Source organism: Pseudoalteromonas sp. SG43-8, assembly GCF_014164245.1.
In the GTDB taxonomy this organism is placed as follows: domain Bacteria; phylum Pseudomonadota; class Gammaproteobacteria; order Enterobacterales; family Alteromonadaceae; genus Pseudoalteromonas; species Pseudoalteromonas distincta.
The window spans coordinates 135,642-151,592 of record NZ_JACJEX010000001.1 but is presented as its reverse complement, the minus strand read 5'-3'; the positions used below and the strand labels follow the sequence as shown (position 1 = coordinate 151,592).

Here is a 15,951-nt window from a genome sequence, read left to right as displayed (position 1 = left end):
AATTCCTTAAGGTGCAACTGCTTGCATCATTAATCCACAAATATAAGCCATATAAGTACCCACACCGTAGCCTAGTACAGCTAACAAGACACCAACAGGCGCTAGTGACGGATGAAACGCTGATGCGACAACAGGTGCTGACGCTGCGCCGCCCACATTAGCCTGAGAACCCACTGCCATATAAAATAACGGTGCTTTAATCAGTTTAGCCACAATTAACATAATGCTTGCATGCACTAACATCCAAATTGCACCCACTAAAAATAGCCCAGGGTTATTGAAAATAGCGGTTACATTCATGTGTAAACCAATCGATGCAACCAAAATATATAAAAAGCTAGAAGCTACTTTTGAAGCGCCAAACGCTTCTATTTGCCTCACTTTAGTAAACGATAAGCCTATACCAATCGTTGTTGATATAACAATTAGCCAAAAGAATTTACTGTTTAAGCTGTATTCTTTTGCCCATTCATAAGTAGTGCCAAAGTATGGCCCTAAAAAGTCAGCGCAAAAGTGCGCTAAACCAGTTATACCAAATGCAATTGCAATCAGCGTCATGTAATCATTAAGAGTTGGAATGCGTGCATGTTCTGCATGATATTTTTCCACACGCTTTTTCAAATCTTCAATTGCGCTTGTATCAGCACCCGTCGCTGCATCAATCTTTTTATGATTTGCTGCCATTAACAATAAAACAGCCATCCAAATATTAGCGACAATTACATCGACTGTAATCATTACTGAGAATATATCACCACCAACTTCAAACATTTCTTTCATTGATGCTTGGTTAGCGCCGCCGCCAATCCAGCTACCTGCAACAGTTGTCATACCGCGCCATACGGCATCTGGTCCATGCCCACCAACAATACTTGGGTCAAATGCGCTCACCACTAAAATAGCTAATGGCCCACCAATAACAATGCCTAAAGTACCCACTAAAAACATAATAAGTGCTTTAGGGCCTAAGTTAATAATCGCTTTTAAATCAATACTAATGGTAAGTAGTATTAAACAGGCAGGTAGTAAGTAGCGCGAAGCCACATAATAAACATTAGATTTATTACCATCTACAATACCAAAGGTATTTAATAACGAAGGTAAAAAGTAACACAGTAATAAAGCAGGTACGTATTTATAAAATCGTTTTAAAGCTGGACGCTCACTGTTTGAGGTTTTAAAAATAAACCCCAAAATAATAGCAAGCAAACCAAGCACAACGGCATCATTTGTAATTAATGCGCTTTGAGTTTCAACCATAATTATTCCTATTCTTAATGGTGCGTTTTATTATTATCTTCTAGTTCTTCTATTTGGTGTTGAATAATCTCTATTGCAGGATCGTCCGGACACTCATCTACAAAAAACTGTAAATCATCACGTGCCATTTTAGGGCAACCGAGCTGATTTAATAAGTAACCTCTGTCGCGTCTCTCATACGGGTCGTCGCCTATTAACTCCATTAGCATCTCTACACAGGTTAAAGCATGACCAAATTTATTTTCGCTAATGAAAGACCATTTTTGCTGAGCTAAAAATAACTTATATACTTCGTCATCAAAAATCAGTTCTAGTGGCTCTTGCTCTTGACCATCATCTTCATCTGCGTTTTCAGGGATAATATACCAACTTTGTTGTCCACTGCTTGGCTCTATTATGTAGCCTTCTTCATCACTAATCGCCACATGTACGCCAACATCACCTTGGGTAAGACTAAGGTTCGCGTCACAGTTAGCTTGTTGTAAAAAATGACAAAGTATAATTGCCAGTGTTGTAGGTGAACCACTGCGCATAGAAAGCGTATAGCTTAATGTATTTAATTTATATTCAGGCACTTTTAAACCTGATGCACTAAATAGCCAATCACTGTAAAACATATCTAATAATTTTTCGAGGCGATCGTGCTCATCACTCACTTTTAAACACAGCGCTGAAATTTGCTGTTCAAAGTCAGTTAAAGTTTCATAACATGGTGTTAAATCTATCTGAGGGTCCCACTTTGACTCTGCTTTAATACAGCGGTAAATCGCTGGAGGTGTAAATTCATCGTAAGCATCATCAAGATAAGATTCATCGTGTTCGTCAAACCCGAGGGTAGTCATTAATACTGCAACATTTTAGAAAACGAAGGCGTAGTTTACCTAACTTTAAAGCTATATACCAATATAGAGGTGTATTTGAATATTTTCTGAGAGGGAGTTGTATTTGAGCTTTACAAAACACCTATAAAGCTCAAATAGTCAGATATTACTTAAAGCAAAAAAGCTGATTTAGACGTCGCTAAATAACCTATCGCTAAAATAACAGCAGTGTTAACTAAAACGTAAGCAACTTTAGCCGCCATTTTAGTTTGTCGGGCGCTTTTAGCCCCAATACCAATGTATATAACCACTAAAACTATTTTTTCTAATAGCCAATATTGTTCAAACGGATTAATTTTAGCCATAAATATAAGCGTAAGTGCAGACACTAACAATAAAGTATCTATACTGTGACTACCAATCATTACCGCTTTATTTTTTGCTAATTTACCACTGCCCATTCGCGAAAAAGCGCGAACATAAAATAATATTACACTTAACATCGCAATTGCCATGTGCGAGTGCTTTACTGCTAAATAATCCATATGCCCCTGTACTTCTGTTTTATAAAAATTTAATCAGGAAAACGGCTAAGAACCGCCTCTAACTCATCAAGCTTTTCGTTAAATACTTCAACCATTTTTGGTTCAAAATGTGTGCCTTTTTCAGCATTAATTTCATCAACCACATTTTGTAATGTCCAAGGCTCTTTATAACACCGTTTATGGCGAAGTGCATCGTATACATCAGCAAGTGCGACTATGCGACCAAATACATTAATTGCGTTTCCGCTTAGACCTTGTGGGTAACCAGACCCATCCCATTTTTCATGATGCTCTTTTGCAATAATTGCACCTGTACTCACAATTTCATGGGGAGAGTCTTTTAAAATAGTATAGCCTTTATCAGTATGGGTTTTCATCACTTCCCATTCTTGAGGTTCTAACTTTGCTGGTTTGTTTAAAATCGCATCAGGAATACCCACTTTACCTACATCATGAAGAGGAGACGCCAACCTTACTAAATCTGCATCATGTTTAGATAAACCATAGCCCTCAGCTAAAATATGACAAATATGTGCTACACGTTTAACATGATTACCTGTCTCGGTTGAGCGCTGCTCTACTGCTTCACTTAACCTATAAACAAGCTCTTGTTGTGTCGCTTCTATTTCAGACTGAAGCTGCACATTTTCAAAGGCAAGTTGCACATTTTGAGAAAATATTTTGATTAAATGACGCTGAGTATCCGTTAAATCCTTTGGGACACCAGATATGAACAGCATTGAATTATGATTGTACTCACTACTGCAGTACGCAAATAAGTAATTATCTTTATAAATGATGCTTTTATCATTAAGCGCCTGATGACACGCACTTAACTGCTCAGCTTGTAATACCTTATCAAGCTCTTTACCTTCACTTTTTTCAAAATCGCCAGTGCCAGAGCAAACTATTAGTTTTTTATTTTTTTCATGTTCTGGGTTTTGTGCAACTAAAGTGGTTGCATACATAGCTTGATCAGCAATACCCAATAAAGATGTTAATTGCTGCATAACGCCTTCAATAAAGTGCTCTATTGAATGCGCAGAAAAAATATCACGAGACGCTATAATTATTTTCTCAAGCCCTTCGCGTGACTGCTCAATCGAAATAATATCCCGATACGAGCGTAGGCTCGACATAATAACAGTAAATAATTTTTGAGCCGTTAGCTCCGTTTTCGATTTGTAATCGTTAATATCATAATTAATAATGACTTGACGTTCAGGTGCCTGGCCAGGTTGGCCTGTTCTTAAAATAATCCGTATATGATTATTTTTAGCTTCTTCACGAATAAACTTAGCAACCTGCAAACCAGCGTCGTCGGTTTCCATTACCACGTCAAGTAGCACAATAGCGGCATCTGGATGCTCTTTTATGAGCTCTTTCGCTTCAGCACCTGAGTAGGCACTAATAAACTCTAAGCGTTTATTTTGAAACTCAAAATCACTCAGTGCTAGTTTTGTAACAGCATGTACTTCAGGTTCATCATCAACGATTAATACTTTCCAGGTACCGTGTTCAATCTCATCGATTGTTTCTTCTGGTTCATCTGAAAATAAAAAATCACCCATCATAGTCGAAATTCCTTCATGGCATTATTTAACGCACTAGTAGGCAATTATTATTCTCTAGGGCCACAGTGCAAGTGTTACACGGTCATTGTTACCAAGGTCTTTCACTGTTTTAATATTAACAAACGCCATTTTTTCAAAGAAATGACGTACAGCTTCACTTTGCTCAAAACCGTGTTCTATTAAAAGATAGCCATTAGATGACAAATAGTCACGTGATTGTGTAATTATTTGTTTAATATCAGACATTCCGCAATCATCAGCCACTAATGCCGATAAAGGCTCAAAGCGCACATCACCCTGATTTAAATGTATATCGCTACTTTCTATATAAGGAGGGTTAGTGACAATTAAATTGAATTTTTCGCCATGCAACTCACTAAACCAGTTACTCTGTTTAACATGTACATTATTAATCGCTAATCGCTGCTGGTTACGTGTAGCAAGTGCAACTGCATCGCTTACTCTATCTACTGCAGTAATTTGCCAACTAGGCATTTCACTACCCAGTGCCAACGCTATTGCACCAGTACCTGTGCCTAAATCAAGCACCTTTGCTGTAGCGGATAGCGCTATTTCAAGTGCTTGCTCGACTAATGTTTCAGTATCTGGTCGAGGTATTAGGGTCGTTGCGTTAACTTCAAGCGATAAGCTCCAAAATTCACGCAGCCCAGTTATATGGGCTACGGGCTCACCTTTTAAACGTCTTTGGATAAATACATTAAACTGCGATTGTTGCTCATCACTAAGCGCATGTTCTGGCCAAGTAAAAAGGTAACTGCGAGGCTTTTTAAGTATATGAAGAAGTAAAACTTGTGCATCTAATTTAGCACTTTCGCTGCTAGATGCTAATAAGTCAGCACCTGCAGCAATTGCTTGTTCAAGAGTGTGAGCCACAATTACTCGTCGCCCATGGCCGCAAGTAAGTCAGCTTGATGCTCTTGCATTAATGGGTCAATAATCGCACTTAAATCACCGGCTACCACTTCGTTTAAACGATAAAGTGTTAAGTTAATACGGTGATCTGTAATACGACCTTGCGGGTAGTTATAAGTACGAATACGCTCAGAACGATCGCCACTACCTACCAAGTCACGACGTTCAGAGGCTTCTGCCGCATGGCGTTTTTCATCTTCAGCTTGTTGCAGTCGAGCTGCAAGTACTGACATCGCTTTAGCGCGGTTTTTATGTTGCGAACGCTGATCCTGACACTCCACCACAACACCGGTAGGTATATGTGTAAGTCGAATAGCAGAATCAGTTTTATTTACATGCTGACCACCTGCGCCTGATGCACGAAATGTATCAACTTTTAAATCTGCTGTATTAATTTGTATCGCTTCAGCTTCTGGTACTTCTGCCATAACCGCAACAGTACACGCTGAGGTATGAACACGACCTTGTGATTCAGTCTCTGGTACACGTTGTACGCGATGTACGCCTGATTCAAACTTTAATTGACCGTAAACGCCTTCGCCACTGATATTTGCAATAACTTCTTTGTAACCGCCATGCTCACCTTCATTGGTGCTTACAACTTCTACTTTCCATTTTTTATTTTCTGCGTAGCGGCTGTACATACGAAATAAGTCACCAGCAAAAATAGCCGCTTCATCGCCGCCCGTCCCTGCTCGTACTTCAACAAACACGTTGTTGTTATCTCGCGGATCTTTTGGCAACATTAATACTTGAATTTGATCTTCAATCACTAGTATTTGTGCTTTTGCTTCTTTATATTCTTCTTGCGCCATTTCACGCATTTCAGGGTCAGAATCTTTAAGCATTTCTTCTGCACTGGCTAAATCGTCTTGCGTTTCTTTATAGTTTAAAAACGTTTTTACAATCTCTTCAAGCTCAGAATACTCTTTTGAAAGCGCACGAAAACGGTTTTGATCACTAATGACCGACGGGTCGCTTAGCAGCGCTTGTACTTCTTCGTAACGCTCTACTAAGGTTTCTAATTTATTATAAACAGACTCTTTCATTTAACGGTTATTCCTGATCAATACCTAACATTTTTTTCAACTGGTTTAGCTGCGCCACTTCACCTTTTTTCGCTGCATCTTGTATTGCACGGGTAGGCGCGTGCATTAAGCGATTGGTTAATTTATTGGCGAGCTCTAATATAATTTTTTCTGCATCTTTACCTGTATTGAGCTGACTAACAGCACGCTCTACAAGTTCAGACTTAATTGTTTGTACATCGTTTCGATAATGGCGGATTAAATCTACCGAATCGAGTGAACGCATCCACATTGCAAATTCTTTGGTGCGTTCAGTAATAATTATTTGCGCTTGCTGTGCAGCTTGCTCGCGCGCTGCCATATTCTCGCTTACAATGGTTTGTAAGTCATCAACGGAATATAAATAGGCAGCATCTAGCTCCCCAACTTGGCTTTCTATATCACGTGGAACCGCTATATCTATAAATAGCATAGGTTTGTGACGTCGCTGCTTTAGCGCCTGCTCAACCACCCCTTTACCAATAATAGGCAAAGTGCTGGCTGTAGAACTAATCACTATATCGGCTTTATGCAAACGCTCAGGCAATTGCGCCAAAGCAATCACATCTGCCGACACTTCGTCAGCTAAGTTACGAGCTCGCTCAATAGTTCTATTTGCAACAGTGATATTTTGAGGCTCATTTTGGTATAAATGTTTAGCAACCAATTCAATGGTTTCACCTGCGCCAATTAATAACACATTGGTCTTATCAAGCTTGCCATAAATATGCTTTGCCAAGTTAACTGCAGCAAACGCTACCGATACCGCACTTGCGCCAATATCGGTTTCAGTTCTAACTTGTTTCGCTACTGAAAATGTTTTTTGAAACAACCTATCAAACGTAACACCTACTGCATCGTGGTTTTTAGCACTAAAAAACGATTGCTTTATTTGCCCCAGAATTTGCGGTTCGCCCAACACCAAAGAATCCAACCCACACGCCACGCGCATTAAGTGATTAATAGCATCGTTATCTTCGTAGCAATAAGTGTTTTTGCTCAGTTCATGTTCATCCAAACCATGGAAACTGGCAAGCCAGCTCAACAGTGTTTGGGAATTTTGCTGAGCGAGGCTACAATAGATCTCGGTTCGATTGCAGGTAGACACAATAACCGCTTCATTAAAGTCGGCATGGCCACTTAATTGTTGCAACGCCTCTGAAATTTGCTCAGGCGAAAAAGCCACTTTTTCACGTAATTCTACGGATGCGGTTTTGTGATTTATACCTAGTGCTATTATGGTCATATTTGCCAAATATTGCTGAGCCCTACTTCAAAGGCGGTAATTTTACCAAAAATCAGCGGAATATGGAAAGTAAGGAACAACATTTGATTCGACAATATTTGATTTTATTCATGTTTTTTTTGTTTTTAGGTGGCTGTGCTCATCAAATTGATACAAAAACAACACTTTATGATGATTGGAAACCACGTTTAGCTGCTCAAAAAACTTGGCAAGTAGAAGGTAAACTTGCATTTATTAGCCCAGAAGAGCGTCAATCTGCAAACTTAAATTGGCAGCAAACAACAAATTCCAATAATTTAATACTGACTACTTTTATTGGTACTCGTATTTTGTCGCTTAAACAAACAGCTAACGGTGCTGAATTAGAGTTTGACGGTGAACAATACTTTGATACTAACGCTGCAGAGCTTTTAAAACGATTAACGGGTTTTACACTACCGGTTGATAATGCCGATAACTGGCTTAAAGGCACTATTGACGATGAAAGTTTAATTGTTGATGAGCTTGGGCGTGCAAAGCAAGTATTGTGGTTTGATAATACAGGCAAAAAATGGCAAATAGATTATGGCACTTATGTACAAAACGCAGGTTACTGGTTACCTACTAAACTGACGTTAAAGCACCAACAAATAAAAATTAAAATTCAACTATACGATTGGCAGTTTAAATAAGTATGAATAACAAAACCTCTTTTTCACTTATTGCTCCGGCAAAACTCAATTTATTTTTACATATTAATGCTCGCCGAGAAGATGGCTATCATGAACTTGAAACCTTATTTACTTTTTTAAATTTTGGTGATGAGCTGCATTTTGAGTTAACAACAGATGGGAGTATTTCTGTCGGTGGTGATACTAAAGACATCCCTCTAAATGATAATCTCATCTATAAAGCGGCTTTATTATTACAAACACACTGTAAAACCTCTTTGGGTGTAAAAATAAATTTAATTAAGCGCTTGCCGATGGGGGGCGGTGTAGGAGGAGGTTCATCTGACGCAGCGAGTACTTTATTAGCCCTAAATAAGTTATGGAAATTGGCACTAAATTTAGAAACACTAGCACAATTGGGGCTCAAGTTAGGGGCAGATGTTCCGGTGTTCATACAAGGTCAAAGCGCCATAGCGCACGGTATTGGTGAAAAACTACACCACGTAACACTTGAACAAAAATGGTACTGCGTTGTACACCCTAACCAACATGTAAGTACCGCAAAAATATTTACACATCCAGATTTAAAACGCGACACACCAAAAATAATAGGCGACTGGAAACACCATACTTTAACCAACGATTGTGAGCCATTAGTTAAAAAGCTTTGCCCCGAGGTTGAAAAAACCCTCCAGTGGTTGCTAAAATACGCACCGTCGAAGATGACCGGAACAGGTTCATGTTGTTTTGTCGAATTTGCTAGTCAAGTTCAAGCACAAGATGTACTTGAAAATCTCCCCCATACTTGGCAGGGTTTTGTGGCTTCAAGCGCAAATGTCTCACCTGCTCATACGGAGTTAACCGCCATATTCGATCAATGAAGTAACGTACAAGTAATCATAAGTTAACCCGCAGTGATATTTATCATTGCTCGTTAGTCCAAATATTCAGTGCCTGAGGAACCCTACCGTGCCTGACATGAAGCTCTTCGCTGGTAACGCAACACCTGAGTTAGCTCAAAAAGTTGCAAAACGTTTATATATTGAATTAGGCGATGCTGTTGTTGGCCGTTTTAGCGACGGTGAGATCAGTGTTCAAATAAATGAAAATGTTCGTGGCTCGGACGTTTTTATCTTGCAATCAACCTGTGCCCCTACAAACGATAACCTAATGGAACTTATCGTTATGGTTGATGCTCTACGTCGTGCATCTGCAGGTCGTATTACTGCCGTCATTCCTTATTTTGGTTATGCGCGCCAAGACCGTCGTGTACGCTCTGCTCGTGTTCCAATTACCGCTAAAGTTGTTGCCGATTTCTTATCAAGTGTAGGTGTTGACCGTGTTCTTACGGTTGATTTACACGCAGAACAAATTCAAGGCTTCTTTGATGTACCTGTAGATAACGTATTTGGTAGCCCTGTATTACTTGAAGATATGAAAGAACGCGACTTTGAAGACGTCGTTGTTGTATCTCCAGATATCGGTGGTGTTGTACGTGCCCGTGCAATTGCAAAACTACTAAACGATACCGATTTAGCAATCATTGATAAACGTCGCCCTCAAGCAAATGTTTCTCAAGTAATGCACATTATTGGTGACGTTGAAGGTCGTGATTGTATTATCGTAGATGATATGATTGATACCGGTGGTACATTGTGTAAAGCCGCTGAAGCACTTAAAGAACATGGCGCTAAGCGTGTATTTGCATACGCAACGCACCCTATCCTTTCAGGTAAAGCAGCCGAAAACTTACGTGACTCAATGATTGATGAAGTGATTGTAACTGACTCAATCCCGCTATCTGATGAGCTTAAAGCCCTTGATAAAGTTAAGGTACTTACGCTTGCTGACATGTTAGCAGAGACTATTCGTCGTATTAGTAACGAAGAATCTATCTCAGCGATGTTTGAACACTAAAATTAAACATTCCTGAATATAAAAGCGCCTTTTGGCGCTTTTTTTGTAAGCGATGTTTATTTTATCTGGGCGTGGTGGTATGATAGCGCGCCTTTTGGCTAGGGACCTTGGTCGCAAAGGCCCTACACATTTAAATAACTGGAGACATCATGTCTAACAAAACTTATACGTATAACGCTGAACTTCGCGTAGAAACTGGTACTGGTGCGAGCCGCCGCCTACGTCGCGAAGACAAAGTTCCTGCAATCCTTTACGGAGCTGATAAAGAAGCTTTATCTCTTACTTTTGCTCATAAAGATATGATCAAAGCTCAAGAAGACGAAGGTTTCTACACGCATATCCTTACGCTTAACGTTGATGGCGAAGCTGTTGAAGTAATCTTAAAAGATATCCAACGTCACCCATTCAAGCCTAAGCTTACTCACCTTGATTTCCAACGTGTAGATGCTACTCATAAATTTCAAACTAAAGTTCCTCTACACTTCATCGGTGAAGAGATTGTAACTAAAGCTGGCGCAACTGTTGTTCACCAGTTAACTGAAGTTGAAATTACGTGTCTTCCAAAAGCACTTCCAGAATTCATTGAAGTAGATGTTTCTAAGTTTGTTGTTGGCGATTCAGTTCATATCTCTGACCTAACTTTCCCTAAAGGCGTTAGCTCTGTAGATTTAGCTAAAGGCGAAGGCCATGATCAGTCTATCCTGACTATCAAAGCAAACAAAGCAGCTCCAGTTGAAGACGACGCTGCAGCAGCAGAATAATATTTAAGGTCTCGCAACCTTGAATTCTATTCAAATGCTTGTGGGCCTGGCTAATCCAGGCCCCGAATACGCAAACACACGCCACAATGCAGGTGCTTGGTTCATCGAGCAAATCGCTGCACGCTATAACTGCACTCTAAAACACGATCCTAAATATCACGGCCTTACAGGCAAAGTGATCATTCAAGGCCAAGAATTCAAATTATTGATCCCCACTACTTACATGAATTTAAGTGGTAAAGCGGTCAGTAGTTTAGCTAATTTTTTCAAAATCCCTGTCGAGGACATTTTAGTTGCCCATGACGAATTGGATTTAGACCCAGGCGTTGCCAAATTAAAAAAAGGTGGCGGGCATGGCGGTCATAATGGTTTAAAAGACATTATTGCAAAAATGGCAAATCAAAAAGACTTTATGCGCTTGCGCATTGGTGTAGGTCATCCGGGGCATCGTGAAATGGTAACTGGTTGGGTGCTTGGAAAAGCGGCCAAAGAAGACCAAGAAAAGATGGATGCTGCTGTTGATGAAGCAGTTCGTTGCATGGAAATACTTGCAAAAGATGGTGTGTTAAAAGCACAAAACAGACTACATTCGTTTAAACCCTAGTAACTTGGGTCCAAGTACACCGTTTAAACGAATTCTAAACAAGGTATCTTACTATGGGTTTTAAATGTGGCATCGTTGGCTTGCCTAACGTAGGTAAATCAACGCTTTTCAATGCACTAACTAAAGCGGGTATTGAAGCCGCTAACTTTCCTTTTTGTACCATTGAGCCTAATACAGGTGTGGTGCCTGTGCCAGATCCTCGTCTAGACGAACTTGCTAAAATTGTTAATCCTCAACGAGTTCTTACCACTAGTATGGAATTTGTAGATATTGCTGGCTTGGTAAAAGGCGCATCTAAAGGTGAAGGCCTTGGTAACCAGTTTTTAGCTAACATTCGTGAAACCGATGCAATTGGCCACGTAGTTCGCTGTTTTGAAGATGAAAACATCATTCACGTAGCAGGCACTATTGACCCTGCTGACGATATTGACGTAATCAACACTGAGTTAGTACTTGCTGATATGGATAGCGCTGAAAAAGCCCTTTTCCGTAACGCAAAAAAAGCAAAAGGTGGTGATAAAGACGCCAAAGAGCAAAATGCCGTACTTGAAAAAGTAAAAGTGCATCTTGATGAAGGCTTAACTTTACGCGCTTTAGCATTAACTAAAGAAGAAAAAGCAGCAATCAGCTCTATCAACTTCTTAACTATTAAACCAACTATGTATATTGCAAACGTTGCTGAAGATGGTTTTGAAAATAATCCATACCTTGACCGTGTACGCGCTATTGCTGCAGCTGAAGATGCGATTGTTGTTCCTGTATGTGCTGCTATCGAATCTGAGCTTTCAGAATTAGATGACGAAGACAAGCTTGAGTTTATGGCTGATCTTGGCTTAGAAGAGCCCGGCCTTAATCTTGTTATTCGTGGTGGTTATGAATTACTACAATTACAAACTTATTTCACTGCGGGTGTTAAAGAAGTGCGTGCATGGACAATCCCTGTAGGTGCAACAGCGCCACAAGCAGCGGGTAAAATCCATACCGACTTCGAGCGTGGCTTTATTCGTGCGCAAACGATTGCTTTTGACGACTTTGTTGCCTTTAAAGGTGAAAGTGGCGCAAAAGAAGCAGGTAAGATGCGTCAAGAAGGTAAAGAGTACATTGTTAAAGACGGCGATGTAATGAACTTCTTGTTCAACGTATAAGTTAAATGAAACCAAATTAGTATTGGTAATAATTTTAAAGGCTCGTTTTTACGAGCCTTTTTTGTACCTCCAACGTTATAAACTTATAAAATTGATATAGCCCCAACCTAAATGCCTACGTTTAATTTAAAAAACACACTGCGCAGAAGATCAAACCTCAATAATAAGTACCTCTTAAACAAATTAATGTTAAGATTTAACCAGAGCGTAATAATTTGTCGAATAATCAAACAGCTTCAAACTATTGGTTTTTGCTTTTTTTATTTAGCGACAAATTTTGTATGTGAATTGCACTCAAAAAATCATCATTTTTATTAAAATTTAGCCGCTTAGCTTAATTTTCCTGCAAACAAACACAGTTAAGTGTTTTTTTGCAAAAAAGGTGTTGACGAATTTGGGTCATATCAGCATAATACGCCCCGCACTCAGCGATGAAGTGCTAACAAAAAAGATGGCTAAGTAGCTCAGCTGGTTAGAGCACATCACTCATAATGATGGGGTCACAGGTTCAAATCCCGTCTTAGCCACCATATTTTTTTGTTGCTCAATGAAGAGTTTAAAATAACTACCTTGTGTGCGGGAGTGGCGGAATTGGTAGACGCGCTGGATTTAGGTTCCAGTATCTTAGGATGTGAGAGTTCAAGTCTCTCCTTCCGCACCATAATTCTTGATAAGAATTAAAACTATCAATTGTTATTGTTGGGATATCGCCAAGCGGTAAGGCACCAGGTTTTGATCCTGGCATTCCCAGGTTCAAATCCTGGTATCCCAGCCAACAATGGCTAAGTAGCTCAGCTGGTTAGAGCACATCACTCATAATGATGGGGTCACAGGTTCAAATCCCGTCTTAGCCACCATTTCTTCTTTTAGAAATGGCTCTGCAAGAGTTAAATTGCAGCTCAATGAAGAGTTTAAAATAACTACCTGTACTTTATTGTACAAACGATGCGGGAGTGGCGGAATTGGTAGACGCGCTGGATTTAGGTTCCAGTAACTTCGGTTGTGAGAGTTCAAGTCTCTCTTTCCGCACCATTTCTTGATAAGAAATAAAATTATCATTAATTCTTTGTTGGGATATCGCCAAGCGGTAAGGCACCAGGTTTTGATCCTGGCATTCCCAGGTTCAAATCCTGGTATCCCAGCCAACTTCTTCTACCAAGGAAAGTTGGATAAAAGAATTGCTCTAGCTTAGAGTTTAAATTGGCAAATTGTTGATGCGGGAGTGGCGGAATTGGTAGACGCGCTGGATTTAGGTTCCAGTAACTTCGGTTGTGAGAGTTCAAGTCTCTCTTTCCGCACCATGTTCTGATAAGAACTAAAATTATAAAAGAATTCTTTGTTGGGATATCGCCAAGCGGTAAGGCACCAGGTTTTGATCCTGGCATTCCCAGGTTCAAATCCTGGTATCCCAGCCAACTTCTTCTACCAAGGAAATTTGGATAAAAGAATTGCTCTAGCTTAGAGTTTAAATTAGCAACTTAGTGATGCGGGAGTGGCGGAATTGGTAGACGCGCTGGATTTAGGTTCCAGTAACTTAGGTTGTGAGAGTTCAAGTCTCTCCTTCCGCACCATGTTCTTATTAAGAACTAAAACTAATTCAAATTTATAGTTGGGATATCGCCAAGCGGTAAGGCACCAGGTTTTGATCCTGGCATTCCCAGGTTCAAATCCTGGTATCCCAGCCAATTTGACTCCCCTGTCTAAAACTTCTCAATACTCATTAAATTCAACTTACTTTTTCTGCACTTAAATAAACATTTATAAATTCATCTATATTTATTGGTTTGCTATATAAATACCCTTGTAAATAATCACAGTTAAGACTCAACAACGCCTGTTCTACCTCTTTAGTTTCTATTCCTTCAGCAACTACATCGCAATTTAATCGACTCGCTAAAAACAATGTAGATTCTACAATGGCGTAATCAGGCGAGTTAGTAAGCATATCTTTGACAAACGACTGATCAATTTTTATTTGATTGATTGGCAGCTCTCTTAATAATGACAGTGACGAAAAGCCAGTACCAAAGTCATCAACACTAAATTTAAACCCGCGCATACTCAACTGTTGCATCATTTTTCTAGCAGCCGGTATATTTGTCATCATTGCACCTTCTGTAATTTCAAAAATTAACGAGTCGCTTAATGTAGGGTCGGTTGCGAGTAAACTAATTATAAAATCGTAAAACTCGCTGCTTTCAATATCTTTAGTCGATAAGTTGACATGTATAGTACCGGTGAAACCAAATAGCTTGAGCTTTCTAATATGATTAACGGCTTCTTGTACAACCCATTTCGATAAAGGAAAAATAAGCCCTGTACGCTCAGCTACGGTTATAAACTTTTCTGGACTAATAAAGCTACCATCATCTTGCGGCCATCGGATAAGCGCTTCTAGGCCATGTAATTGCAGATCTTTAGAGTCCATTATGGGTTGTAAATAAAGCTCAAACTCATCTTTATGTAATGCCACTTTAATTTTGGCTGATAAATCAAAAAAGTCCTCAGCTCGTTTACCTATTGCAGATGAGTAATTTACCAAAGGTTGAAATGTTTTTTTAGCTTCATGCAGTGCCAAGTCAGCTTTTTTTAATAGCTGATCGGGCAATCGGCTATCATCAGGAAAACGGCTTACGCCTATACTTAATTGTATTTTAACCATTTGCTCATTCGTACAAAACGGACTTTTGACGGCTGAGTTTATAATGTTTACACAATAATTCATGCTTTCATCTGTATCGGTATGCAATAAAAAAGCAAACTCATCGCCACCTATTCGATATAACTTAGCAATGCCGCATAATTCTTTATTTAATTTATTGGCAAATGCAGCCAAAAGTTGGTCACCACACTGATGCCCAAACGCATCATTAATTTGTTTAAAGTTATTTAAGTCGATATAAAATAGTGAAAATGGGGAAGGATATTCAACTTGTTTACTTAAAGATTTAAAAAATTTATCGCGATTAGGTAGAGTTGTTAAGTTATCGTGCTCAGTTTGATATTTTTGATACTGCGTTGCTTGCTCTATTTTAAGAATACTTTTTAAGCTCAGTTTAATAACTAAAAAAACAAACCCACCACCGCCAAGTAACAACATAGCCACCATATTCATAACGACGGGTGCAATGTCGTGGTTTGAAAAATAATAAAGTATCCACCAATACCCTATAATAAAAAAAATAATAGCGCATAGCAGTACACTCCATGCTCTTTGCGATGTTTTTTTGCAAACTTTAACGGTTGTTTTTAAGCTAGCAACAAGTAGTAGCGCACCTAAAATAATTATTACTGTAAAAAAATTATCCACACACAGGCTCTTTAAAGTTATTAAATTGCGATTTAGTGATGTAACACCAGTTAAATTAAAACCGTGTTCAATATAGCCGAGTCACTATTTGCTGACTTAAAAACAGACATAAAAAAAG

At 39.3% G+C, this 15,951-nt stretch carries 14 protein-coding genes and 10 tRNA genes; 16 read left to right on the top strand and 8 right to left on the bottom strand.

Annotation, left to right across the window (positions count from 1 at the left end):
* Positions 1-6: 6 nt before the first annotated feature.
* The 7 genes from H5122_RS00755 to hemA form a co-directional block, all read right to left on the bottom strand.
* The gene (locus H5122_RS00755) at positions 7-1,260 is read right to left on the bottom strand and encodes a DUF819 domain-containing protein (protein WP_182673859.1); all 1,254 of its coding nucleotides are present in this window, start codon (positions 1,258-1,260) and stop codon (positions 7-9) included.
* Positions 1,261-1,274: 14 nt separating this feature from the next.
* Positions 1,275-2,102, bottom strand: a complete 828-nt coding sequence (locus tag H5122_RS00750) for a tetratricopeptide repeat protein (protein ID WP_002958558.1) — start codon at positions 2,100-2,102, stop codon at positions 1,275-1,277.
* Positions 2,103-2,251: 149 nt separating this feature from the next.
* Positions 2,252-2,626, bottom strand: coding sequence for a SirB2 family protein (locus H5122_RS00745; RefSeq protein ID WP_024605422.1), 375 nt, complete (start codon positions 2,624-2,626; stop codon positions 2,252-2,254).
* Between the two features lie 29 nt (positions 2,627-2,655).
* The gene (locus H5122_RS00740; RefSeq protein ID WP_182673860.1) at positions 2,656-4,200 is read right to left on the bottom strand and encodes a response regulator; all 1,545 of its coding nucleotides are present in this window, start codon (positions 4,198-4,200) and stop codon (positions 2,656-2,658) included.
* 54 nt (positions 4,201-4,254) lie between these two features.
* Entirely contained in the window at positions 4,255-5,094 is an 840-nt protein-coding gene (prmC, locus tag H5122_RS00735) for a peptide chain release factor N(5)-glutamine methyltransferase (RefSeq protein ID WP_182682088.1), read from the bottom strand.
* Positions 5,095-5,096: 2 nt separating this feature from the next.
* Positions 5,097-6,182, bottom strand: a complete 1,086-nt coding sequence (gene prfA, locus H5122_RS00730; protein WP_002958554.1) for a peptide chain release factor 1 — start codon at positions 6,180-6,182, stop codon at positions 5,097-5,099.
* A gap of 7 nt (positions 6,183-6,189) precedes the next feature.
* Positions 6,190-7,446: a glutamyl-tRNA reductase gene (gene hemA / locus H5122_RS00725; RefSeq protein ID WP_024594740.1), complete on the bottom strand. Its 1,257-nt coding sequence runs from the start codon at positions 7,444-7,446 to the stop codon at positions 6,190-6,192.
* An 83-nt stretch (positions 7,447-7,529) separates the two neighbouring features.
* Here hemA and lolB point away from each other — a divergent pair, with 83 nt between their 5' ends.
* The 16 genes from lolB to H5122_RS00645 all read left to right on the top strand — a co-directional run bounded on the left by lolB (position 7,530) and on the right by H5122_RS00645 (position 14,208).
* Positions 7,530-8,117 carry a lipoprotein insertase outer membrane protein LolB gene (gene lolB, locus H5122_RS00720; RefSeq protein WP_033020640.1) on the top strand — a complete coding sequence of 196 codons (588 nt, stop codon included), beginning with the start codon at positions 7,530-7,532 and terminating at the stop codon, positions 8,115-8,117.
* Positions 8,118-8,119: 2 nt separating this feature from the next.
* Positions 8,120-8,977 carry a 4-(cytidine 5'-diphospho)-2-C-methyl-D-erythritol kinase gene (gene ispE / locus H5122_RS00715; RefSeq protein WP_154903382.1) on the top strand — a complete coding sequence of 286 codons (858 nt, stop codon included), beginning with the start codon at positions 8,120-8,122 and terminating at the stop codon, positions 8,975-8,977.
* Positions 8,978-9,065: 88 nt separating this feature from the next.
* Positions 9,066-10,013, top strand: coding sequence for a ribose-phosphate pyrophosphokinase (locus H5122_RS00710; RefSeq protein WP_002958550.1), 948 nt, complete (start codon positions 9,066-9,068; stop codon positions 10,011-10,013).
* Positions 10,014-10,162: 149 nt separating this feature from the next.
* On the top strand, positions 10,163-10,774 hold the full coding sequence (locus H5122_RS00705; RefSeq protein ID WP_002958549.1) for a 50S ribosomal protein L25/general stress protein Ctc: 612 nt from the start codon (positions 10,163-10,165) through the stop codon (positions 10,772-10,774).
* A gap of 19 nt (positions 10,775-10,793) precedes the next feature.
* A complete protein-coding gene (gene pth, locus H5122_RS00700) occupies positions 10,794-11,378 on the top strand; it encodes an aminoacyl-tRNA hydrolase (RefSeq protein WP_002958548.1) in 585 nt (194 codons plus the stop codon).
* A 53-nt stretch (positions 11,379-11,431) separates the two neighbouring features.
* Positions 11,432-12,523, top strand: coding sequence for a redox-regulated ATPase YchF (gene ychF / locus H5122_RS00695; RefSeq protein ID WP_002958547.1), 1,092 nt, complete (start codon positions 11,432-11,434; stop codon positions 12,521-12,523).
* A 453-nt stretch (positions 12,524-12,976) separates the two neighbouring features.
* A tRNA-Met gene (locus tag H5122_RS00690) sits at positions 12,977-13,053 on the top strand.
* Between the two features lie 46 nt (positions 13,054-13,099).
* Positions 13,100-13,184, top strand: a tRNA-Leu gene (locus H5122_RS00685).
* Between the two features lie 39 nt (positions 13,185-13,223).
* A tRNA-Gln gene (locus H5122_RS00680) sits at positions 13,224-13,298 on the top strand.
* Between the two features lie 5 nt (positions 13,299-13,303).
* A tRNA-Met gene (locus H5122_RS00675) sits at positions 13,304-13,380 on the top strand.
* 90 nt (positions 13,381-13,470) lie between these two features.
* Positions 13,471-13,555: transfer RNA gene (locus tag H5122_RS00670), tRNA-Leu, on the top strand.
* A 38-nt stretch (positions 13,556-13,593) separates the two neighbouring features.
* A tRNA-Gln gene (locus H5122_RS00665) sits at positions 13,594-13,668 on the top strand.
* A gap of 71 nt (positions 13,669-13,739) precedes the next feature.
* Positions 13,740-13,824: transfer RNA gene (locus H5122_RS00660), tRNA-Leu, on the top strand.
* 39 nt (positions 13,825-13,863) lie between these two features.
* Positions 13,864-13,938, top strand: a tRNA-Gln gene (locus H5122_RS00655).
* 71 nt (positions 13,939-14,009) lie between these two features.
* Positions 14,010-14,094, top strand: a tRNA-Leu gene (locus H5122_RS00650).
* A 39-nt stretch (positions 14,095-14,133) separates the two neighbouring features.
* Positions 14,134-14,208, top strand: a tRNA-Gln gene (locus H5122_RS00645).
* Positions 14,209-14,249: 41 nt separating this feature from the next.
* Here the strand turns inward: H5122_RS00645 and H5122_RS00640 are convergent.
* On the bottom strand, positions 14,250-15,833 hold the full coding sequence (locus H5122_RS00640) for a bifunctional diguanylate cyclase/phosphodiesterase (RefSeq protein WP_007585601.1): 1,584 nt from the start codon (positions 15,831-15,833) through the stop codon (positions 14,250-14,252).
* Positions 15,834-15,951: the final 118 nt, after the last annotated feature.